This is a genomic window from Nonomuraea sp. NPDC052116, assembly GCF_040680035.1.
Taxonomy (GTDB): domain Bacteria; phylum Actinomycetota; class Actinomycetes; order Streptosporangiales; family Streptosporangiaceae; genus Nonomuraea; species Nonomuraea angiospora_A.
This window is the reverse complement of sequence record NZ_JBFAWA010000006.1, coordinates 237,395-258,614: the sequence shown is the minus strand read 5'-3', so window position 1 is coordinate 258,614 and position 21,220 is coordinate 237,395. Positions and strand designations below refer to the sequence as shown.

20 protein-coding genes are annotated in these 21,220 nt (G+C 69.0%); 13 read left to right on the top strand and 7 right to left on the bottom strand.

Annotation, left to right across the window (positions count from 1 at the left end):
* Window positions 1-63: 63 nt before the first annotated feature.
* From AB0L65_RS13760 to AB0L65_RS13735, 6 genes are read left to right on the top strand one after another with little or no spacing between them, the layout of a single operon-like run.
* Complete coding sequence (locus tag AB0L65_RS13760) at window positions 64-1,218, top strand: ABC transporter ATP-binding protein (protein WP_364244383.1); 1,155 nt, start codon at window positions 64-66, stop codon at window positions 1,216-1,218.
* Entirely contained in the window at window positions 1,211-2,305 is a 1,095-nt protein-coding gene (locus AB0L65_RS13755; RefSeq protein WP_364244381.1) for an ABC transporter ATP-binding protein, read from the top strand. Before AB0L65_RS13760 ends, AB0L65_RS13755 begins: the two co-directional genes overlap by 8 nt.
* On the top strand, window positions 2,302-3,198 hold the full coding sequence (locus tag AB0L65_RS13750; RefSeq protein WP_364244379.1) for a sugar ABC transporter permease: 897 nt from the start codon (window positions 2,302-2,304) through the stop codon (window positions 3,196-3,198). Before AB0L65_RS13755 ends, AB0L65_RS13750 begins: the two co-directional genes overlap by 4 nt.
* A 4-nt stretch (window positions 3,199-3,202) precedes the next feature.
* Window positions 3,203-4,024 (top strand): carbohydrate ABC transporter permease, encoded by an 822-nt coding sequence (locus tag AB0L65_RS13745; RefSeq protein ID WP_192790434.1) that lies wholly within the window; start codon window positions 3,203-3,205, stop codon window positions 4,022-4,024.
* 2 nt (window positions 4,025-4,026) lie between these two features.
* Window positions 4,027-4,302: a DUF2160 family membrane protein gene (locus AB0L65_RS13740; RefSeq protein ID WP_350728620.1), complete on the top strand. Its 276-nt coding sequence runs from the start codon at window positions 4,027-4,029 to the stop codon at window positions 4,300-4,302.
* Between the two features lie 18 nt (window positions 4,303-4,320).
* Window positions 4,321-6,090 (top strand): ABC transporter substrate-binding protein, encoded by a 1,770-nt coding sequence (locus tag AB0L65_RS13735; protein ID WP_350728619.1) that lies wholly within the window; start codon window positions 4,321-4,323, stop codon window positions 6,088-6,090.
* Window positions 6,091-6,143: 53 nt separating this feature from the next.
* On the opposite strand, the gene AB0L65_RS13730 is transcribed toward AB0L65_RS13735, so the two are convergent.
* From AB0L65_RS13730 to AB0L65_RS13705, 6 genes are all read right to left on the bottom strand, one after another.
* Window positions 6,144-7,169, bottom strand: coding sequence for a dienelactone hydrolase family protein (locus tag AB0L65_RS13730; protein WP_364244377.1), 1,026 nt, complete (start codon window positions 7,167-7,169; stop codon window positions 6,144-6,146).
* Window positions 7,159-8,439 carry a Gfo/Idh/MocA family oxidoreductase gene (locus AB0L65_RS13725; protein ID WP_364244374.1) on the bottom strand — a complete coding sequence of 427 codons (1,281 nt, stop codon included), beginning with the start codon at window positions 8,437-8,439 and terminating at the stop codon, window positions 7,159-7,161. The genes AB0L65_RS13730 and AB0L65_RS13725 overlap by 11 nt, the downstream gene beginning before the upstream one ends.
* 9 nt (window positions 8,440-8,448) lie before the next feature.
* The gene (locus AB0L65_RS13720) at window positions 8,449-9,732 is read right to left on the bottom strand and encodes an extracellular solute-binding protein (RefSeq protein ID WP_364244372.1); all 1,284 of its coding nucleotides are present in this window, start codon (window positions 9,730-9,732) and stop codon (window positions 8,449-8,451) included.
* Between the two features lie 46 nt (window positions 9,733-9,778).
* The gene (locus AB0L65_RS13715) at window positions 9,779-10,645 is read right to left on the bottom strand and encodes a carbohydrate ABC transporter permease (RefSeq protein WP_350728615.1); all 867 of its coding nucleotides are present in this window, start codon (window positions 10,643-10,645) and stop codon (window positions 9,779-9,781) included.
* Window positions 10,629-11,594, bottom strand: a complete 966-nt coding sequence (locus AB0L65_RS13710; RefSeq protein ID WP_364244369.1) for a sugar ABC transporter permease — start codon at window positions 11,592-11,594, stop codon at window positions 10,629-10,631. Before AB0L65_RS13710 ends, AB0L65_RS13715 begins: the two co-directional genes overlap by 17 nt.
* A gap of 214 nt (window positions 11,595-11,808) precedes the next feature.
* On the bottom strand, window positions 11,809-12,762 hold the full coding sequence (locus tag AB0L65_RS13705) for a LacI family DNA-binding transcriptional regulator (protein ID WP_364244367.1): 954 nt from the start codon (window positions 12,760-12,762) through the stop codon (window positions 11,809-11,811).
* Window positions 12,763-12,941: 179 nt separating this feature from the next.
* On the opposite strand from AB0L65_RS13705, the gene AB0L65_RS13700 reads away from it, so the two are divergent.
* Genes AB0L65_RS13700 through AB0L65_RS13675 form a run of 6 tightly spaced genes read left to right on the top strand, consistent with a single transcriptional unit; the run spans window position 12,942 to window position 19,976 of the window.
* Window positions 12,942-13,832, top strand: a complete 891-nt coding sequence (locus AB0L65_RS13700) for an NAD(P)-dependent oxidoreductase (RefSeq protein ID WP_364244364.1) — start codon at window positions 12,942-12,944, stop codon at window positions 13,830-13,832.
* A complete protein-coding gene (locus AB0L65_RS13695) occupies window positions 13,829-14,701 on the top strand; it encodes a 5-dehydro-4-deoxyglucarate dehydratase (RefSeq protein ID WP_364244361.1) in 873 nt (290 codons plus the stop codon). The genes AB0L65_RS13700 and AB0L65_RS13695 overlap by 4 nt, the downstream gene beginning before the upstream one ends.
* A complete protein-coding gene (locus AB0L65_RS13690; RefSeq protein WP_364244358.1) occupies window positions 14,698-15,753 on the top strand; it encodes a mandelate racemase/muconate lactonizing enzyme family protein in 1,056 nt (351 codons plus the stop codon). Before AB0L65_RS13695 ends, AB0L65_RS13690 begins: the two co-directional genes overlap by 4 nt.
* Window positions 15,750-17,684: a DUF6807 family protein gene (locus AB0L65_RS13685; RefSeq protein WP_364244355.1), complete on the top strand. Its 1,935-nt coding sequence runs from the start codon at window positions 15,750-15,752 to the stop codon at window positions 17,682-17,684. Before AB0L65_RS13690 ends, AB0L65_RS13685 begins: the two co-directional genes overlap by 4 nt.
* A 56-nt stretch (window positions 17,685-17,740) precedes the next feature.
* The gene (locus AB0L65_RS13680; protein ID WP_364244352.1) at window positions 17,741-18,739 is read left to right on the top strand and encodes an acyltransferase family protein; all 999 of its coding nucleotides are present in this window, start codon (window positions 17,741-17,743) and stop codon (window positions 18,737-18,739) included.
* Window positions 18,740-18,752: 13 nt separating this feature from the next.
* Entirely contained in the window at window positions 18,753-19,976 is a 1,224-nt protein-coding gene (locus AB0L65_RS13675) for an acyl-CoA dehydrogenase family protein (protein WP_364244350.1), read from the top strand.
* 25 nt (window positions 19,977-20,001) lie between these two features.
* On the opposite strand, the gene AB0L65_RS13670 is transcribed toward AB0L65_RS13675, so the two are convergent.
* On the bottom strand, window positions 20,002-20,592 hold the full coding sequence (locus AB0L65_RS13670; protein WP_364244348.1) for a DUF6879 family protein: 591 nt from the start codon (window positions 20,590-20,592) through the stop codon (window positions 20,002-20,004).
* 74 nt (window positions 20,593-20,666) lie between these two features.
* Here AB0L65_RS13670 and AB0L65_RS13665 point away from each other — a divergent pair, with 74 nt between their 5' ends.
* Window positions 20,667-21,215, top strand: a complete 549-nt coding sequence (locus AB0L65_RS13665; RefSeq protein ID WP_364244345.1) for a kinase — start codon at window positions 20,667-20,669, stop codon at window positions 21,213-21,215.
* The last annotated feature ends 5 nt before the right edge of the window (window positions 21,216-21,220 follow it).

Below are 21,220 nucleotides of genomic sequence, written 5' to 3'. Positions count from 1 at the left end.
TCACGGCTGTCCCGACATCGAATCGTGATTACTCAACCGTCACATTCTGCACAGCAACACCACATGCCCTCTTTGCACACAGTTACAGATCATGTTAGATGGAGGCGAGCAGAGAGGACCGGCACAGTGACGCTGATTCTCGATGGCGTCTTCGTACGGCAGCGCGGGGAGACCTGGCTTGACGACGTTCGCCTGGAATTATCCAACGGAATGACCACACTCGTCGGCCCGATGACCGCGGGAAAAACGACATTGATGCGCGTCGCCGCCGGACTGTTACCGCCGGATTCGGGCCGCGTCGTGGTCGATGGAAAAGACGTCACCGCGATTTCGGTGCGGAAACGCTCGGTCGCCTTCGTCTATCAGCAATTCATCAATTACCCCTCCCTGACCGTCCACGAGAACATCGCCTCTCCCCTCCGCCTCGACCCGAAGTTCCGGGGCGCGGGGATCGACCGCCGGGTGCGCGAGGTCGCCGAGCTCATGGGCATCGCGGGGCTGCTCGACCGCCGCCCCGCCGAGCTGTCGGGCGGCCAGCAGCAGCGCACCGCCATCGCCCGGGCGCTGGCCCGGCCCGTGGACCTGCTGCTGCTCGACGAGCCCCTGGCCAACCTGGACTTCAAGCTCCGCGAGCAGTTACGCGCCGACCTGAAGACCATGTTCGCCGACTCCCCCGGCGTGGTCCTCTACTCCACGGCCGACCCGAACGAGGCGCTGACGTTCGCCGCCCCGACCGTGGTCCTGGGCGAGGGCAGGATCCAGCACGTCGGCGACGTGGCCGGGATGTACGCGCACCCGCCGACGCTGGCCGTGGCCGCCACGCTCAGCGACCCCCCGCTCAACCTGCTGCCCGGCGTCGTACGCGACGGCCGGATCGAGGTCCTGGGCACGTCGTTCCCCGCGCCCCGCGCGCAGGCGTCGGGCCGCGAGGTCATGCTCGGCATCCGCCCCCACCAGGTGAGCATCGAGCGCGCCGGTCCGGGGGCGCTGGAGCTGCCCGCCGAGATCAGGCTGGCCGAGGTGACCGGCAGCGCGACGTTCGTGCACCTGCTCCTGCAGGGGAGCGTGCACCTGGTCGCGCACCTGACGGGCACCCGGCTGTTCACGCCCGGCGAGTCCGCGGTCGCGTACGTGGACCCGGCCCACGTCTTCGTCTTCGACGAGGACGGCGGGCGCCTGCTCGCCACCAGCGCCGCGGAGGTCGACCTGCATGGCTGACATCCGCCTGGAAGGCGTGGGCCACAGCTACGACGGCGGCGAGACCTGGGCGCTCAAGCCGATGACCTGGACCTGGCAGAGCTCCCGGGCGTACGCGCTGCTCGGCCCGAGCGGCTGCGGCAAGACCACACTCCTGAACATCATCTCCGGCCTGCTCACCCCCACGGTGGGCCGGATCTTCTTCGACGACCGCGACGTCACCGACGTGCCCACCTCGGGCCGCAACATCGCGCAGGTCTTCCAGTTCCCGGTCCTGTACGAGGAGATGTCGGTCTACGACAACCTCGCCTTCCCCCTCCGGAACCGGAAATATCCGAAGAAGGAGATCGACGAGCGGGTCCGCGAGGTCTCCCGGCTCCTCGGCCTCGACCACCTGCTCGGCCGCAGGTCGCGCCGCCTGGACGCGGGCCGCCAGCAGATCGTCAGCCTGGGCCGCGGCCTGGTGCGCTCCCAGGTGGCGGCGGTGCTGCTGGACGAACCGCTCACCGTGGTCGATCCGGCGCTGAAGTGGACACTGCGCAGCAAGCTCAAGGAGATCCACCGCGACACCGGCCACACGCTCGTCTACGTCACGCACGACCAGACGGAGGCGCTGACGTTCGCCGACGAGGTCGTGGTACTCAACGACGGGGCGATCGTGCAGGCGGGCGAGCCGGCCGAGCTGTTCCTGTCGCCGGCGCACGAGTTCGTGGGGCACTTCATCGGCTCGCCCGGCATGAACATGCTCCCGGCCGAGATCGTCGGCGACGTCGTACGCGTCGGCCAGGCGGACGTCGGCCTGGTCGCCGACGAGCTGCCTCCCGGGCCGGTCAGGATCGGGGTGCGCCCCGAGTTCGTCGAGATCAGCGGCGCGGGCCGGTCGCCGGGCGTGCCGGCCACGGTGACCGGGATCGACCGGATGGGCGCGTACGACCTGGTCCACGCCAGGGTCGGCGAGCACCCGATGATCGCCAGGACCGAGGCGGGCTCGCCCTACCGGCCCGACTCGGTCGAGTTCCTCCACTTCCCCGCGGACCGGACGTTCCTGTTCCGGGACGAGGTCAGGTGCGGCTCCCTCGCGCCCTTGAGCGGAAGGGGTACGGCGTGACCGAGGTCCAGGAGGAGCCGCGGGCCGCGGACCTGAAGCGGAAGGACAACCGGGCCTGGTTGCTGGTGCTGCCGGTGGTCGTGTCGGTGGCGTTCACCGCCGTGATCCCGCTGATGACCGTGGTCAACTTCTCCGTGCAGGACGTCTTCAACCCCAATGACCGGATCTTCGTGGGCCTGGACTGGTTCCGCTCGATCTCGCGCGACCCGGAGGTGCGCTCGGCGTTCGTGCGGACGCTGCTGTTCTCGGCGCAGGTGCTGCTGCTGGAGATCCCGCTCGGGGTCGCGCTCGCGGTGGTGATGCCGCGCCGCGGCTTCTGGGTGTCGGTGGCGCTGGTGCTGGTCGCGCTGCCGCTGCTCATCCCCTGGAACGTGGTGGGCACGATCTGGCAGATCTTCGCCCGCGGCGACATCGGGCTGGGCGGCTGGACGATCAACAACGTCCTCGGGATCAACTTCAACTACACGCTGGACTCCACGGACGCCTGGATCACGGTCCTGGTCATGGACATCTGGCACTGGACGCCGCTGGTGGCGCTGCTGGCCTACGCGGGCCTGCGCTCGATCCCGGAGCCGTACTTCCAGGCCGCGCAGATCGACGGCGCGTCGGCGTGGGCCACGTTCCGGCACATCCAGCTGCCCAGGCTGCGCGGGGTGCTGACGATCGCGATCCTGCTCAGGTTCATGGACAGCTTCATGATCTACACCGAGCCGTTCGTGGTGACGGGCGGCGGCCCGGGGAACGCCACGTCGTTCCTCAGCATCCTGCTGTCGAAGATCGCGGTCGGGCAGTTCGACCTGGGCCCGGCCGGCGCGTTCTCGCTGCTCTACTTCCTGATCGTGCAGATCCTCTGCTACGTCTTCTTCACCGTGCTGACCAGGTCGGGGAGGTGACCCGATGGCCAGGCGCACCGAGCGGCGACTCCCCTGGGCACGGACGGTCTTCTGGCTGTACGTGGCCACGCTGATGCTGCCGCTGCTGTGGATGTTCGGCATGTCGATCCGGCCGAACGAGGACATCCTCGGCAGTTTCTCGCTCATCCCGCAACGCGTGACGTTCGACAACTACGCCACTTTCTTCTCCGACTCCTCCTGGTATTCGAGCTATCTGAACTCCATCATCTACACCTCGATGAACGCGGTGATGTCGCTCGTCGTGGCGCTGCCGGCGGCGTACGCGTTCTCGCGGTTCCGTTTCGCCGGGGACAAGCATCTGTTCTTCTGGCTCCTGACGAACCGCATGGCGCCGCCGGCGGTGTTCCTGCTGCCGTTCTTCCAGATTTACCAGAGCGTCGGGCTCTTCGACACGCACCTCGGCGTCGCCATCGCGCACATGCTCTTCAACGTGCCGCTCGCCGTGTGGATTCTCGAGGGCTTCATGTCGGGAATTCCCCGGGAAATAGACGAGACCGCGGCGATCGACGGCTATTCGCTGCCGCGTTTCTTCATTCGCATATTCCTGCCGATGATCCGGTCCGCGATCGGCGTGACGCTGTTCTTCTGCTTCATGTTCAGCTGGGTCGAGCTGCTGATCGCCAGGACGATCACCTCGGTGAACGCCAAACCGATCGCCGCCACGATGACGCGGACGGTGAGCGCGGCAGGCGTGGACTGGGCGCTGCTGGCGACGGCGGGCGTGCTCACCATCGTCCCCGGCGCGATCGTCATCTGGTTCGTCCGCAACTACATAGCCAAGGGATTCACCATGGGGAGGGTCTAGGGATGCTGGAGTGGATGGTCTGGACCGTCCCGACGGCCCTGGTGTTCGCCGGGCTCGCCCTGCTGCTGGTCGTCATGGCGGTCTGGGCCCGCGTCTCCCCTCCCGTGGCCAGGCGCGGCTTCCTGCGCATCGAGACCGACCGTGGCGACCGGCTCTACATCGGCCTGATCAGCGCGGCCGTCGTGCTGGCCGGCTGGATAGCTGTCACCGACCTGTCCATGTGGCTCGCACTCGGTTGCGCGCTGCTGGTGGCGGTCGTGATCGGGATATGGGGCTAACAGAGGAGGAGCCGAGCGATGAGGCATCGGGCAGGCAGGTCCGCGGCGGTAGGTCTGGCCGCGCTCGTCCTGGTAGTGGCCGGCTGCACGCAGGGCGCGAAGAAGCCCACGAGCGATTTCAAGGAGTCCGACGGCAAGGCCGCGGCGCAGCGGTGGGTGACGGAGGAGTTCACGCCGAGCACCCTGTCCAAGGACCAGCAGCTGGCGGAGATGGACTGGTTCATCAAGGCCGCGGCGCCGTACCGGGGCATGCAGATCAACGTGGTCTCCGAGACGATCACCACCCACGAGTACGAGTCTCAGACACTGGCCAAGGCGTTCACCGAGATCACCGGGATCAAGATCAAGCATGATCTGATCCAGGAGGGTGACGTCATCGAGAAGCTGCAGACCCAGATCCAGGGCAACCAGAACATCTACGACGCGTACGTCAACGACTCCGACCTCATCGGCACCCACTCGCGCGGCGACTACGTCTTCCCGCTGTCCGACTACATGGCCGGCGAGGGCAAGAACGTCACCTCGCCCACGCTCGACCTGGACGACTTCATCGGCATCAGCTTCACCACCGGCCCCGACAAGAAGATCTACCAGCTCCCCGACCAGCAGTTCGCGAACCTGTACTGGTTCCGCTACGACTGGTTCACCGACCCGGAGATCAAGAAGCAGTTCAAGGCCGCGTACGGCTACGACCTGGGCGTCCCGGTCAACTGGGCGGCCTACGAGGACATCGCCGACTTCTTCACCAACAAGATCAACGGCAACGGGACCATCGACGGCAAGAAGGTCTACGGCCACATGGACTACGGCAGGAAGGACCCGTCGCTGGGCTGGCGCTTCACCGACGCCTGGCTGTCCATGGCGGGCAACGGCGACCCCGGCATCCCCAACGGCCTGCCGGTGGACGAATGGGGCATCAGAGTCGAGAACTGCCGTCCGGTCGGCTCGTCGGTCACCCGCGGCGGCGACGTCAACGGCCCCGCGGCGGTCTACGCGCTCACCAAGTACGTGGACTGGCTGAAGAAGTACGCGCCCCGGGAGGCCGCGGGCATGAACTTCAGCGAGGCGGGCCCGGTCCCGGCGCAGGGCAACATCGCCCAGCAGGTCTTCTGGTACACCTCGTTCACGGCCGACATGACCAAGCCGGGCCTGCCGGTCGTCAACAGCGACGGCACGCCCAAGTGGCGCATCGCGCCGAGCCCGCACGGCGCCTACTGGAAGCAGGGCAACAAGCTCGGCTACCAGGACGCCGGCTCGTGGACGCTGCTCAAGAACACGCCGCAGGACCGCCGGGCCGCGGCCTGGCTGTACGCGCAGTTCGTCACGTCGAAGTCGGTGTCGCTGAAGAAGTCGATCAAGGGCCTGACGTTCATCCGCGACTCCGACATCCGCAGCGACTTCTTCTCCGAGAACTCCAAGAAGTACGGCGGGCTCATCGAGTTCTACGCCTCGCCGGCCCGCAAGCAGTGGACCCCGACCGGGACGAACGTCCCCGACTATCCCAAGCTCGCCCAGCTCTGGTGGCAGAACGTGGCCACCGCGGTGACCGGTGAGACGACCGCCCAGCAGTCGATGGACAACCTGGCCAAGCAGCAGGACGAGATCCTGGCCCGGCTGGAGCGGCGCGGCTACGGCGGCAACTGCGCGCCGAAGCTGAACCCGGAGCGGCCCGCCCAGTACTGGCTCGACCAGCCGGGCGCGCCCGCGCCGAAGCTGGCCGACGAGCGGGGCAAGCCGGAGACGCTCGACTACGACAAGCTCATCGCCACCTGGAAGTCGGGTAATTAGTCCCGTTCAGGAGCGCCGCCGCCCGGGGGCAGGTCCCGGGCGGCGGCATTCTCCTAGGCCTTCAACCGCTGAGCCAGCCAGTCGAAGGCCTGCTCCTGCCTGGTCACGTCGAAGCTGTGGGGCACGTCTGCCCACACCGCCTCGTAGGCGTCAGGAGCCTCGCGATAACGTTCCTCGATCATGGTGTGCGCCCGGCGCATGCCCGGCTCGGGGAAGAGCTCGTCGCGCAGGGCGTACTGGACCATGAGCGGCTCGGGCGCGCGGGCGGCCACCAGGTCGGGCCAGTCGCCCAGACGCGGCAGCCCCGGCGGCCAGAGCATCCAGGTGTGCTTCTCGACGTACCCGTCGATCATGTCGCGGTAGGACGAGACCATCGCGGCGACCACGACGGCCCGCATGTCAGGGTCGAACGCGCCGAGCAGCGCGGCCCGCAGGCCGCCTCCGGAGAGCCCGACGCATCCGACGGTGCCCACGTCGGGCCTCGATCGGAGATACGCCGCTGCGGCCAGGTCCTCGCCCGCCGCCACGCCCGCGAAGGACGTGCCGAGCGCGGCGCAGTACTTGGCGACCACGTGCTCGTGATCCCTGGCCGCCGTGTCGTAAGCGCCGGGCTCGTCGACGCCGAGCGGGAAGCGGCGGCTGCCCCAGGTGAGCACGTCGGGGGCCAGCACCACGAAGCCGCGCCGGGCCAGCTCGTTCGCGTACGCGCGACCGCCGTAGAGCCGCTCGCGGACCCGCTGGACCTCGAGGGATGGCCCGGAGGGACCGTCGGCGATCTTCTCCTTGCCCACCCACTTCATCCCGCCGTGGCAGTGCAGCGCCACCACCCCGGGCAGCGGCCCGGCCGCGTCAGCGGGACGCAGGAGGTAGGCGTGGGTGCGCGGCCCGAACCCCACCGACCAGGAGAGCTCCTCCCCGGCGAGGTCCCCGTCCGTCCACGAGCGCTCGACCCGCACGTCACCGGCGGCCAGGTCGAGCACCCCCATCGCGGCGCGCGCAGCCCGCCGCAGCTCGGGCCCCGGAAGAGACGGGTACGGCCCGAACTGCGCGGCGGCGACCTCGGCCAGCTCAGCGAACACGCGTGCCGTCGTCCACCAGGTGCACCGGCTCGCCGGTCGCGGCCGACACGTTGGCCGAGTGGCCGGTCAGCACGCTGCGGATCCCGTCGCGGTAGCCGGCCTGCCGGGCCAGCGGGTCGTCGCCGGGGCCGCGGAAGACGTCGTTCAGCAGCAGCCGGTCGCCGCCGCCGTGGCCGCCGGCGCCGCTCTCGATCGGCACCTCCTCCGCCTCGCTCCAGTGGCGGTGCAGGGTGAGCTTCTCCCAGGAGTCGGCCTTGTGCTTCTTGGAGGCGGAGCTCGGGTCGATGGCCGCGTGCGGCGGGGTCCACGCCCGCTCGACGACCTCCAGCTCCAGTCGCCCGCCCGTGCCGTTGAACGCCACCCGGTAGCCCTCGGCGGGCGCGTAGGCGTTCAGCGCGTAGGTGAGCACGGCGCCGTTGGTGTAGCGGACCATCACCGACATGGTGTCGTCGATGGTGATCCCGTCGCCGAAGACGTCCTGGTCGCGGAGGTAGCCGTCCTCGTGCTCGGCGTCCAGGTAGAGCCGCTTGAGCCTGGGGTCCTTGGAGATGTCCAGGATGAACGGGTCCGTGCCGAGGCCCGGGGCGCCCTGGCCCCGCGCCGGGCGGTCGGTCAGGCCGCGCTCGCGGGCGTTGTCCGAGCCGTAGAAGCGCAGGTCGGCCTGGGCGAAGACGGTCTGCGGGGCGGCGGCCAGCCACCAGTTGACCAGGTCGAAGTGGTGGGTGGACTTGTGGACGAGCAGCCCGCCCGAGTTGATCCGCTCGCGGTGCCAGCGGCGGAAGTAGTCGGCGCCGTGGATGGTGTCGAGCGTCCACTCGAAGTGCACGGACGTCACCCGGCCGATCGCGCCCTCCTGCAGCAGGCGGCGCACGGCCGAGTTACGCGGCGAGTAGCGGTAGTTGAACGTGACGATCAGCTTGCCGCTGCTGCGCTCGGCCGCCTCGGCGATGGCCGCGCAGCCCTCGGCGTCGACGGTCAGCGGCTTCTCCACGATGACGTCGCGCCCGGCGTCGAGCGCCGCGCACACGTACCGGGCGTGGGTGGCGTCGACGGTGGTGACAATGACCGCGTCGGCGAGCTCGAGCACCTTGTCGAACTCATCGGGCGCGAAACGCGGCACCTCGTGACCGATCCGCTCGACGTAGTAGTCCATGCGGGTCCGGTTCGTGTCGCACAGGGCGACGATGGTGCCGGCGTCGCGCCACTCCCCGAGCAGCGCGTCGACATACATCTGCGCACGATGCCCGAGCCCGACGAACGCGTACTTCATGTCTCTCCTTTAGCCTGCGATCGAGGCGTTGGCCTCGGTGATGAACTTCTGCGCGGCGTCGTCGGGGGTCATCCTGCCGAACAGGACCTCCTCGGAGTAGCGCGTGAGGATGTCTTCCATGGCGCTGGCGCCCTTCGGCGGAGCGGCCGGCGGGTCGGCCAGCTCGCCCTTGACCTTGTCGAGGAACTCCAGCGTCTTCTTGTCCGTGGGCGGCAGCTTGTCCTTGACCGCCGCCAGCACCTTGGAGCTGGCCGGCAGGCCGCGGTCGCTGAGGATGATCCCGCCCGCCTCAGGGTCGTTGATCATGAAGTCGATGAACTTGGCGGCCTCGGCCGCGTGCTCGGACTTCGACGAGGCGGTGTAGAACATCGCGGGCTGCAGGAACATGCCGCCGGTGGTGGCGCCCGGCAGCTTCGGCATCCGGAGCAGGTCCACGTCCTTGCCGGACTTCTTGGCGATGCCGCCGAGCTGGTTGCTCCACCACATGCCCATCGCGCCGGTGCCGGTGGCCAGCAGCGACTGGTCCACGCTCTGGGCGCCGATCTCGGCGGTCTTGGCGGCGTCGGGCGAGCCCTTGGTCTTGATCAGGTTCTGGTGAGTGGCCCACCAGGCCTTGATCGTCTCGGGTGAGACGCCGATCTTGTTGCCGTTGTAGAAGGGCTCGCCCTTCTGCGCGGCGAAGATCTGCAGGTAGGCCGGGTTGAAGCTCTGCTGCGTGCCGTAGATCTTCCCGGCGCTCTTCTCGCTGACCTTCGACGCCAGGTTGACGTAGTCGTCCCACGTCCACTTGGTGTCGTCGGGGAGCTTCTGCCCCGCGGCCTCCAGCTCAGTCGGGCTGACGACCAGGGAGAAGGCGTTGACGCCGGTGGGGATGGCGAACTGCTTGCCGTCGATGGCGCCGGTGGCCAGCACCTTGGGGTCGATGTCGCCGGTGTTGACCGTGCTGGCCAGGTCGGCCAGCGTGCCGCGGTCGGCGTACTCGCGCAGGCCGCGGATCTCGAGGGTGATGACGTCCGGCGCGTCGCTGGCCGCGACCTTCGTGGACAGCGACTCGTAGTACGCCGCGAAGTCGGAGAACTCGCCCTCGACGTCGATGGTCGGGTTCTTGGCCTCGAACTTCTTGATCGCCTCTTCGGTCATCTGCTGCCGCGCGGCGCTACCCCAGTAGGAGAAGCGCAGCTTGATCTTGCCATCGGCGCTTTCGCCGCCGCTGCCGCTGCCGCAGGCCGCGGTGACCGCCAGCATCGCGGTGGCGAGCAATGCCGCCGACCACACCTTCTTGCCAGAGCTCACGGCTCTACCTCCTAGGGGTTTTCCTCTTGTTGGGGGGTGAACGGAACTACTTCAGACCGGTCGTGGCCACGCCACGGATCAGGTACTTCTGGCCGGCCAGGAAGAAGCCGAAGATGGGACCGAGCGCGATGATCGACATGGCGAACATGGGTCCCCATTGCGAGTCGCTGCTGGCGTCCAGGAACGTGCGCAGCGCGACCGGGACGGTGAAGTTGTCCGGGTTGTTGAGGTAAAGGAGCTGGCTGAGGAAGTCGTTCCAGGTCCAGATGAACGTGAAGATCGCGGTCGTGGCCAGCGCGGGCAGGCAGAGCGGCATGACCACTCTGATGAAGATGCGCCAATAGCCCGCTCCGTCGATCTCGGCCGCCTCGTCCAGCTCCCTCGGCAGCGTACGGATGAACTGCACCATGAGGAAGACGAAGAACGCGTCCGTCGCCAGCACCTTGGGCATCACCAGCGGCCAGATCGTGTTGATCAGGTCGAGCTTCGAGAACATGATGTACTGCGGCACGATCACGACGTGGTGGGGCAGCATGATCGTGCCCAGCATGATGGCGAACCAGAGCTTCTTCAGCGGGAAGTTCAGCCGGGCGAAGGCGTAGGCTGCCAGCGAGCAGGCCACCAGGTTGGCCACCACGGACAGCGCGGTGACGACCGCGGAGTTCCACAGGTAGTAGCCGAAGGGGTGCTTCAGCGCCGTCCAGCCCTCGGTGTAGTTCTCGAACGTGACCTGGCTGGGCCACAGCCCCGGCTCCCGGAAGATCAGCTCCTCCGGCTTGAGCGAGCTGGAGATCATCCAGAGCAGCGGATAGAGCATGACCAGGCCGAAGCCGATCAGCAGGATGTGCTTGACCACCGGCCCGCCCTTGAGGGGGCGGAACAGCACCGGGAGCGGCCTACTTGGTGTCGCCATAGAAGACCCAATACTTAGACGCGAGGAAGTTCACTCCGGTCAGGGCGGCGATGATGAGCAGCAGGACCCACGCCATCGCCGCGGCGTAGCCCATGTCGTAGCTCTTGAACCCCTTCAGATAGAGGTAGAGCGTGTAGAAGAGGGTGGAGTCGGCCGGGCCGCCCTTGCCGTTGCTGACGATGAACGCCTGCGTGAACGACTGGAACGACTTGATGACCTCGAGCACGAGGTTGAAGAAGATGATCGGCGTCAGCAGCGGCAGCGTGATCGAGCGGAACTGGCGCAGCGTTCCGGCGCCGTCCACCGCCGCCGCCTCGTAATAACTGCTGGGGATCTGACGCAACCCGGCGAGGAAGATGATCATCGGGGCGCCGAACGTCCACACGTGCAGGAGGATCAGCGTGCCCAGCGCCGTGTCGGGGTCGCCGACCCAGCCGGGCCCCTGGATGCCGAAGATCGACAGCGCCGCGTTGACCAGGCCGTCGGCGCCGAACACCTTGCGCCAGAGGATCGCGATCGCGACGCTGCCGCCCAGCAGCGAGGGCAGGTAGAAGATCGAGCGGTAGAACGACAGCCCGCGCAGCCCCCGGTCGAGCACCAGGGCCAGCGCCAGCGCGAAGGCCAGCTGCAGCGGGACCGACACGACCACGTAGATCGTGGTCACCTTCAGCGAGGACATGAACCTCTCGTCCTCGGTGAACATCTTGACGTAGTTGTCCAGCCCGACCCACTTGGCCTCCTTGAGGAGGCTGTAGTCGGTGAAGGACAGGTAGAGCGAGGCGATGATCGGGCCGACCGTGATGACAAGCAGGCCGACGAACCAGGGCGCCAGGAACAGGTAGGCGGCCCTTGCCTCGCGGCGGGCGCGTAGGGAGCGGGGTCCGCCTCCGCCGGCCTGCGTGGCCGGTTCGCGCGGGGCTCGGGTCTTCACCGCCACCGTGTCAGCCATGACGGAACTCATTCGTCATTCACGGACCTTCCGGCGAGATGTGAATGGATAGCGCTTTCCTATAGCTGGCGGGAAAGTTACGTCAACCCTTTGCAGACGTTACATAGCCGTTACCGATATATCGTTACGACGTTTTCCCAGGTAGAGAGCCTGCCCGCCCGAGAAGTCAGATGAATTCGCTGCTCAGTTAGTACAACCGTTTGCAGCCGACCCGCTACCGTGGCGGAGCAGTGGAGTCCCTGATCACCAGGCGCGTCTCCAGCGAGGTGGTGGCCGTGACCTCCTGGATGAGCAGATCCACGGCGAGCCGGCCGGCCGCGGCGGTGGGCATGGCGACAGTGGTGAGCTTGGGGCGGTTCAGCCGTCCGGAGACGATGTCGTCGATCCCGATCACGCTGACGTCCCGCGGCACGCTCAGCCCCAGGTCACCGAGCCCTTCGATGAGCCCGATCGCCACCAGGTCGTTGTAGGCGAGCACGCCGGTCGCCCCGGAGTCCCGCACCCGCCGCGCGGCGGCGAGCCCGCCCCGCTCGGTGGGCGCGTTGGGGCCGATGACGACCAGCTCGACCCCCTCCACCTGTTCGGCGGCCGTACGGATCTCCGCGCTGGTCCACGAGCCGGCCGGGCCCGACACGAGCGCCACACGGCGGTGCCCGAGCCCGGTCAGGTGCTCGACCGCCAGCCTGGCCCCGTGGCCGACGTCCATCAGGACCGTGGCGGCGCCGCGCAGCCGCCGGTTGATCACCACGAACGGCACCCGCGCGGCCAGCCGTTCCAGCGCCTTGTTGGACGAGCGCGGGCTGCACAGCACCAGGCCGTCCACCTGTTTGGAGAACGCCTGCACCAGCTCCTCCTCGGTGGCCGCCTCCTCGTCGGTGTCGGCCACGAACAGGTGGTAGTCGCGCTGCCTGGCCGCCGAGTGGGCCGCCTTGATCAGCGGGGGGAAGAACGGATTGGCGATGTCGGCCACGATCAGGCCGAGGTTGTGGGTGCGGCCCGTCGTGAGCGCCCTGGCCGCCCGGTTGGGGCGGTATCCCAGCTCCTCGGCCACCGTGAGCACCCTGGTACGGGTGGCCGCGTTCACCATGTGCGGTGCGGAGAACGTCCGCGACACGGTCGATACATGGACACCGGAAGCCCGGGCCACATCACGAATCGTCACTGTCACAGTCGCCCACCCTAACGCAACCGCTTGCAGAATCCCTGAGTAGCATGAAAGCGCTTGCCGCCCCGTTGCATCAGGAAACCCCTGCTCCAGCGAGGGGGTCGAAATCACCCCTTGACGACCTCGCCCTGAGGACACAAAGGTTTAGTGCAACTGTTTGCAGTCTTGAAGGAGCCCTCACGGTGAGCAGAGTCCTCGTCACCGGAAGCGCAGGACGCCTCGGCCGTAGCGTGGTCACCACGCTCGCGGCGGCCGGGCACGAGGTCATCGGCGTCGACCGAACGCCCGGCACGCCATCCGAGGCCGCGATGGCCTTACCGGCCGATCTCACGGACACGGGCGAGACCTTCGAGGTCATCGCCAGGTTCCGGCCCGAGACCGTGATCCATCTGGCCGCGATCGCGACCCCGTTCAGCCTCCCGGAATCGGTGATCTTCAAAGTCAACACCCAGCTCGCGTTCAACGTCTGCGAGGCGTCCGTCGCGCTGGGCGTGCGCGGCGTGGTGGTGGCCAGCAGCCCCACTGTCATCGGGTACGGCGCCCCCGGCGGCTGGGCGCCCGCGTACCTGCCGATCGACGAGGACCACCCGGTGCGCCCGTGGAACGCGTACAACCTGTCCAAGGTCACGGCAGAGCAGACCATGAAGGCGTTCGCGCTGGCCGGGACGACCAGGATGGCCGCGATCAGGCCATGCTTCGTCATCCCGCCCGAGGAGTGGGCGGGCGCGCCCACCCAGTCGGGCCACACGGTGCGCGAGCGCCTCGACCGGCCGGAGCTGGGCGGGGTCTCGCTGTTCAACTACATCGACGCCCGCGACTGCGCCGACATGATCACGGTGCTGGCGGGGGCGCTGCCCGAGCTTCCCAACGGCGAGGTGTTCTTCGCCGGGGCCGCGGACGCGCTGGCCCGCAAGCCGCTCGCCGACCTGCTGCCCCAGGTCGTGCCCGGCACCGAACCGTTCGCCGCCGGTCTCACCGGCACCACCCCCGCCTTCTCGATCACCAAGGCAGAGCGCCTGCTCGGCTGGCAGCCCAAGCGGAGCTGGCGTACCGAACTGAAGGAAGCTGAATGAACCTGAGCGGTGTGCTGTTCTTCCCCGTGACCCCCTTCGACGCCGACGGCCGGCTCGCCGAGGAGGTGCTGGCCGAGCACATCCGGCAGGGCATGGAGCATGGTCCCGGCGGCGTGTTCGTGGCGTGCGGCACCGGCGAGTTCTCGGCGCTGTCGGAGGCCGAGCACGCGCGGGCGGTGCGGGTGGCGGCCGAGGTCGTGGGCGGGCGGGTGCCGGTGTTCGCGGGCGCGGGCGGCCCGCTCGGCACGGCGCTGAACCAGGCGCGGGCGGCGCGCGAGGCGGGCGCCGACGGGCTGCTGCTCATGCCGCCGTACCTGGCGCAGGGGCCGGGGCACGGCTTCGCCGCCTACGTGGCCGCGGTGGCCGCGGAGCTGCCGGTGATCGTCTACCAGCGGGGCTCCGTGGTGCTGGAGCCGGAGGCCGTGGTGGAGCTGGCCGGGACCCCCGGGGTGATCGGGCTCAAGGACGGCGTCGGCGACATCGACCGGATGCAGCGGATCGTGCTGGCGGTGCGGGAGGCGTACCCGGACTTCCTGTTCTTCAACGGACTGCCGACGGCCGAGCTGACCATGCCCGCCTACCGGGGCATCGGCGTGGAGCTGTACTCCAGCGCGGTGTTCGCGTTCGCGCCGGAGATCGCGCTGGCCTATCTGAACGGCGACGAGCGGCTGCTCACCGGGTTCTACGCCCCGCTCGTACGGCTGCGCGGCAAGGTCCCCGGCTACCCGGTCGCCCTGGTCAAGGCCGGGGTACGGCTGCGCGGCCTGGACGTGGGCGCCGTCCGCCCGCCGCTGGTCGAGCCGACCGACGAGCACCTGGAGGAGCTGGAGGCGCTGATCAAGACGGGGCTGGAGCTGGCCGCGTCATGACGATCGCCGACCTGCGTACCTCGCTGCGCACGGCCCCGCTGCCGCGACCCTGGGGCGCGGACGTGCCGGCCAACCACGTGATCGTGTGCGAGGTCACGCTGGAGGACGGGCGGACCGGCACCGGGTTCTCGTGGACGCCGCAGATCGGGGCGCACGCCGTGCAGGCGCTGCTCGACCACGACCTGCGGGAGGCGCTGATCGGGCTGCCCGCGCACCCCGAGGTGGTGTGGGACCGGCTGTGGCGGCACCTGCGCGAGGCGGGTCCCGGCGGGATCACCACGATCGCGCTGGCCGGGATCGACCTGGCGCTGTGGGACCTGCGCTGCGGCGACAGCGGCCTGACCGACGTGCTGGGCCGCCGGCGTGACGAGGTCCCGGTCTACGGCAGCGGCGTCAACCTGCACTACCCGCTGGAGGAGCTGGTGGAGCAGGCGCGGCGCTGGGTGGCGGCCGGGTACCGGGGCGTCAAGATCAAGGTGGGCCGGCCCGACCTGGCGGAGGACGTGGCCAGGGTGGCCGCCGTGCGCGAGGTGATCGGGCCCGACCGGCTGCTGATGATCGACGCCAACCAGCGGTGGGACCTGCACCGGGCCAGGCGGGCTCTTTCCGCGTTGCGGGAGTTCGGGCTGCACTGGATCGAGGAGCCGCTGCCCGCCGACGACGTGGCCGCGCACGTGGAGCTGCGGCGCTCCATCGACGTGCCGGTGGCGGTCGGGGAGAACGTCTACACCACCTACGGCTTCCGTGACCTGCTCGCGGCCGGGGCGTGCGACATCGTCCAGCCGAACGTGGTGCGGGTCGGCGGGATCACGCCGTTCCTGCGGATCGTGGAGCTGGCCAGGACGTACGACGTGCCGGTCTATCCGCATCTGCTGAGCGAGGTGTCCGGGCAGCTCGCGCTGTCCCTGCCGCTGCCGGTCATGGCGGAGGACGTGGAGGACGCCTCGTTCGCGGCCCTCGGGCTGCTGGCGGAGCCGTACCCGGTGCAGATTTCCGACGGGGTCCTGCGGGCGGGCGCGCACGCGGGGCTCGGACTGAGGTGGTCGCGATGAAGGTGGTACTCGCTGGTGCGCACGGCCATGGGCGGCACCATCTGGGCAATCTGCGCAGGCTGGCCGACCAGGGGCTGATCGAGCTGGCCGGGATCTGCGACGTGGTGCCCGTCGAAGTGGACTTCGGCTCGCCGCTGCAGTCGCCCGACCTGGGCGAACTCCTCGCGAAGACCGGCGCGGAGATCACGGTCATCTGCACGCCGATCCACACGCACGCCGACCTCGCGGTGACCGCCCTGCACGCGGGATCCCACGTGCTGCTGGAGAAGCCGCCTGCGGCGAGCCCTTCCGCGCACGCCCGGATCGCCGCGGCGGTGGCGGAGACGGGGCTGGCCTGCCAGGTCGGCTTCCAGTCGCTGGGCTCGGCGGCGGTCCCCGCGCTGCGCTCGCTGATCGCCGACGGCACCATCGGTCGCGTACGCGGCATCGGCGGCGCGGGCGCCTGGGAACGGCCCTCGACCTACTTCACCCGGTCGGCCTGGTCGGGCAAGCGCCGGCTCGACGGCGTGGACGTGGTGGACGGCGCGCTGACGAACCCGTTCGCGCACGCCGTCGCGACCGCGCTCGCCCTGGTGGACGGCCCTGTCGCGGGGATCAAGACCGAGCTCTACCACGCCCATCCGATCGAGTCGGACGACACGTCCTGCCTGCGGATCCGTCTCGACGACGGCTTCGTGATCACGATCGCGGTGACGCTCTGCGCGACCGGCCGGAGCGAGCCGTACCTCGTCGTGCACGGCGACGCGGGTCGCGCCACGCTCGTCTACACGCAGGACCGGCTCAAGGTCGAGCTGCCGGACGGCGCGGTCACGACGACCGCGTACGAGCGCACCGACCTGCTGGAGAACCTCATCGACCATGTCCGCACGGGCGCCGAGCTGATGGTGCCGCTGTCCGCCACGGAGACGTTCACGCAGGTGCTGGACGCGGTGCGGCTGGCTCCCGAGCCGCTGCCGATCCCGGAGCGCTACCAGGACGTCGAGCGGGACGCCGCGTCGGGCGAGGTCACGCACCGGTTCCTGCCAGGCGTCGCCGACCTGACGGCCCGCAGCGCCGAGACGCTGTCGCTCTACTCGGAGCTGGACGTCCCCTGGGCCCGGGTGGAGCTGCTGGCCTCCGGGCGGGCGGTGGCCTCGTACGAGCTGCGGCCCGACCTGCCGGCCACCGACTCCCCGCGGCCCTACCTCCACAGGGTGCGGACGCTGGGCGGCGTCGAGGTCACCGAGGTGCGTCCCGAGGACCACGTGCACCACCTCGGGGTCGGGGTGGCGATCTCCGACCTGGGCGGGGCGAACTTCTGGGGCGGCCGCACGTACGTCAAGGACCAGGGGCCCGCCTGGCTGGACGATCACGGCACGCAGCGGCACCTGTCGTTCTCCCGGCTCGACGACTCAGGCTTCGTCGAGCACCTGGAGTGGGCGGGGCCCGGCGGGCGGCCGGTGGCGCGCGAGGAGCGGACCGTGACGGCCCGGCCGTTCGGGGACTTCTGGGCGCTGGACTTCGCGTTCACGCTCACCAACCTCACCGGCGCGCCGCTGGAGGTCCGGAGCTCGGCCACCAAGGGGCGCGTGGGCGCCGGGTACGGCGGCTTCTTCTGGCGCGCCCCCGGCACCTCCACCGCCCGGATCGCGCTCCCCGGGGACGAGGAGGCCGTGCACGGCAGCCGCGACCCCTGGGTCGCCCTGTCCGGCACCACGCCGGAGGGTCAGGATTGGACGCTCGTCTTCGTGCAGCCGGACGGCGACCCGTGGTTCGTGCGGGTCGAGCACTATCCGGGGGTCGGGCAGGCGCTGGCCTGGGACCGGCCGCTCGTCGTCGAGGACACGCTGACCAGGCGGGTCGTGACGGCGGTGGTGGACGGCAGGCTCGACGCCGCCGCCGCGTCCGCGCTGGCGGACACGGTACGCGAAGCGACACCGGCCCTTCGGTAAGCCCTCACTCGGCGTTTCCTGGCGGTTACGCGTTCGGTGGCTAGGGTGCGTGATCTGTGACCTCTCCCGCCACTGTGGACACCCGGCCCGTGACCGCCAGGGACCCGTTCTTCGACAACGCCAAATACCTGGCCATCCTGCTCGTGGTGTGCGGTCACCTCATCGAGGACCAGCGGGACCACCCCCTCGCCCACGCGCTCTACTTCTACGTCTACGTCTTCCACATGCCGCTGTTCATCGTGCTGAGCGGCTATCTGTCGCGCCGGTTCACGTTCTCGGCGGGGAAGGCGCGCAAGCTCATCTCCACGCTGGCGGTGCCGTACCTGATCTTCGAGGTGGCGTACTCGCTGCCGCGGCTGATCCTGTACGGGAAGTTCGAGCTGACCTTGCTGGATCCGTACTACCTGACCTGGTTCCTGCTGTCGTTGTTCCTGTGGCGGCTGTCGACGCCGGTGTGGCAGCAGCTCAGGTGGCCGCTGGCGGTCGCGGTCGTGCTGTCGCTGCTGACCGGGATGAGCGCGCTGCCCGACGAGCTGGCCATGAACCGGACGTTCGCGCTGCTGCCGTTCTACGTGCTCGGGCTGATGCTCAAGCCGGAGCACTTCGCGTGGCTGCGCAGGCCGTACATGCGGCTGACCGGCTTCCTGACGCTCGGGCTGGGGCTGGCGGCGGCGTTGCTCGTGCACGACCAGGTGCCGACGGAGTGGATCCGGTGGCGGCTGTCCAACTCGGCGCTGCACGTGGACGACCTCACCGGCACGGCCGTGCGGCTGGGGCTGCTGGTGGCCGGGGCGGTGCTGGTGGCGGCGTTTCTCGCGGTGACCCCGGCGCGGCACACGTGGTTCAGCGATCTGGGCTCGGCCACCATGTACGCGTACCTGCTCCACGGGTTCGTGGTCAAGGTCGCCGAGCGGTTCGAGCTGGGCGTGCCTTTGTCGATCCTGCTCGGCGTCGCCGCCGCCACCCTGCTCTGCACGCCGCCGGTGCGCAAGCTCTTCCACTGGGCCGTGGAGCCGCGCATGTCCTGGGCCTTCACGCCGCTCCGCCGGCCGTGACACGGTGGCGGGTATGGCCATCGACTTCACCCTCGCTCCCGAGCACGAGGAGATCCGCAAGCGGGTCCGCGCCTTCATCCAGGGGACCGTCATTCCCGCCATGGAGGAGGTGAAGGAGGCCGACCGGGACGCCTACCTCCGTACGATCTTCCGGCTCCGCTCCCAGGCCAAGGCCGAGGGGCTGTGGCTGCCCCACATGCCGAAGGAATGGGGCGGCATGGGGCTGGGCCACGTCGAGCTGGCCATGGTGCAGTCGGAGGCGGCCAAGACCCGCGTCGGGCCGTGGGTGCTCAACTGCATGGCCCCGGACGAGGGCAACATGCACACCCTGCTGCACTGGGCGACGGACGAGCAGAAGGAGAAGTACCTGCGGCCGCTGCTGGAGGGCACGCAGATGTCCTGCTTCGCCATGACGGAGCCGGAGGTGGCGGGCTCCGACCCCACCCTGATCCGCACCACGGCCGTCCGGGACGGGGACGAGTGGCTGATCAACGGCCACAAATGGTTCATCTCCAACGCGCGCCGGGCCAACTTCGCGATCCTCATCGCGCGAACGGAGCCGGACGTGCCCGAGGGCTCGCGCGGCGCGAACACCGCCTTCCTCGTCGACCTCCCCGACCCGGGCTGGAACGACGTACGCGAGGTCGAGACGATGCACGGCTCCACGGGCCACAGCGAGATCGTCATCACCGATCTCCGCGTGCCCGACGGCCAGATCCTGGGCGGTCGCGGCAACGGCCACCGCCTCGGCCAGTACCGCCTGGGCCCGGCCCGGCTCGCCCACTGCATGCGCTGGATCTCCCAGGCGGAGACGGCCCTGGACATGATGGTCGAGCGCGCGCTCAACCGCTACAGCCACGGCTCGCTGCTGGCCGAGAAGCAGGGCATCCAGTGGATGATCGCCGACTCGGCCATGGAGCTGTACCAGTGCAAGCTGATGGTCCTGCACGCCGCATCCAAGATCGACAAGGGTGAGGACTTCCGTACGGAGGTGTCGATGGCCAAGCACTTCGTGGCCAACAGCCTCAACCGGATCGTGGACCGGGCGATCCAGGTGCACGGCGCGCTGGGCTACTCGACGGACACGCCGCTGGCCGGCATGTTCCAGCACGCCCGCTGGGCCCGCTTCGCCGACGGCGCCGACGAGATCCACCAGATGCGCATCGCCGAACGCACCATCGCCGCCTACCGGGCCACCGGCTCCACCAACTCCGCCACCGGCGGCCTCCCCCTGTGACGGACGGTCGTCACCCGGGGCGGCTTCAGACGGTCGTCGGCCGGGGAGCCGGCATCGTCACGATCTCCCGCTCGTAATAGGCCCGGAAGTCCTCCCCGGCCGCGAACAGCTTGTCGAGCTCGCCCCGGCACGCCGCGATCACATCAGGGTCGTCGATCCGCCTCGCGCCGCTGTGGGTCCCGCAGGCGTCGTACGTCACCTCGTACATGACGGACGACCCCAGCACGACGAGCTCCGGCAGGCGCCGGTCGATCTCGAGGTCGGACACCTCCGCCGCGTCGAGCACCCGCACCTGCTCGGCCACGTCCACCCGCAGCGCCAGCACGTGCATCTCCCACTGCAGGTACGGCGTGACGGGTTGCTCCACGATCCGGATCCGCCGGCAGGGGTAGACCCTGCCCCGGCCCCCGTCACCCGTGTCGTCGACCAGCTTGAGCGAGCGTTCCCAGTCGCAGTCCATCATCGCGAGCCAGCTCGGCTCCCCGGCCTCGAAGCGCTGAATACGCTGGAGTTTCCAGAACACGTCATCAATATTCCGGAAATTCGGCCAGAAATCGTCAAGATATCCGTCCGCACTTAGCAAGACTCCCGATATCTCGTGAATGCGCTCAAGCATATGACGACCGTACCCATCAGATTCGCGACGTGAACCCGTGAGCAGCGGCTACGCTGGCCGGGATGCTCACACAATTGATCGTCCTGCGCGGCAATTCCGGCTCGGGCAAGACGAGCGTCGCCCGCGCCCTCCGCAAGGCGTACGGCAGGCGCGGCCTCGCGGTGGTGAGCCAGGACGTGCTGCGCCGCGACATCCTCCGCGAGCTCGACGTCCCGGACGGCGTCAACATCGGCCTCATCGACACCGTCACCCGCTACGCGCTCGACCACGGCCACCACGTCATCCTCGAGGGCATCCTCACGGCCGGTAGGTACGCCCCGATGCTCCAGTCCCTGCGTGAGGACTTCCCCGCCCGCAGCCGCTTCTTCTACCTCGATGTCCCCTTCGAGGAAACGCTCCGCCGCCATGCCACCCGCCCGCAGAGCGCGGAGTTCGGCCCGGACATGATGCGCGAATGGTACATCGAGCGGGACCTGCTGCCCGGCGGCTACGAAACCGTCATCGATCAGAACAGCTCGCTCGATGAAACGGTACGACAGCTGCTCTCCGAAACACTCGAATGCGCAGAAACCAGCAATTACCAGAAATCCACCCGAACCCCAGCAAATCACCTCATCGACTAATCGCT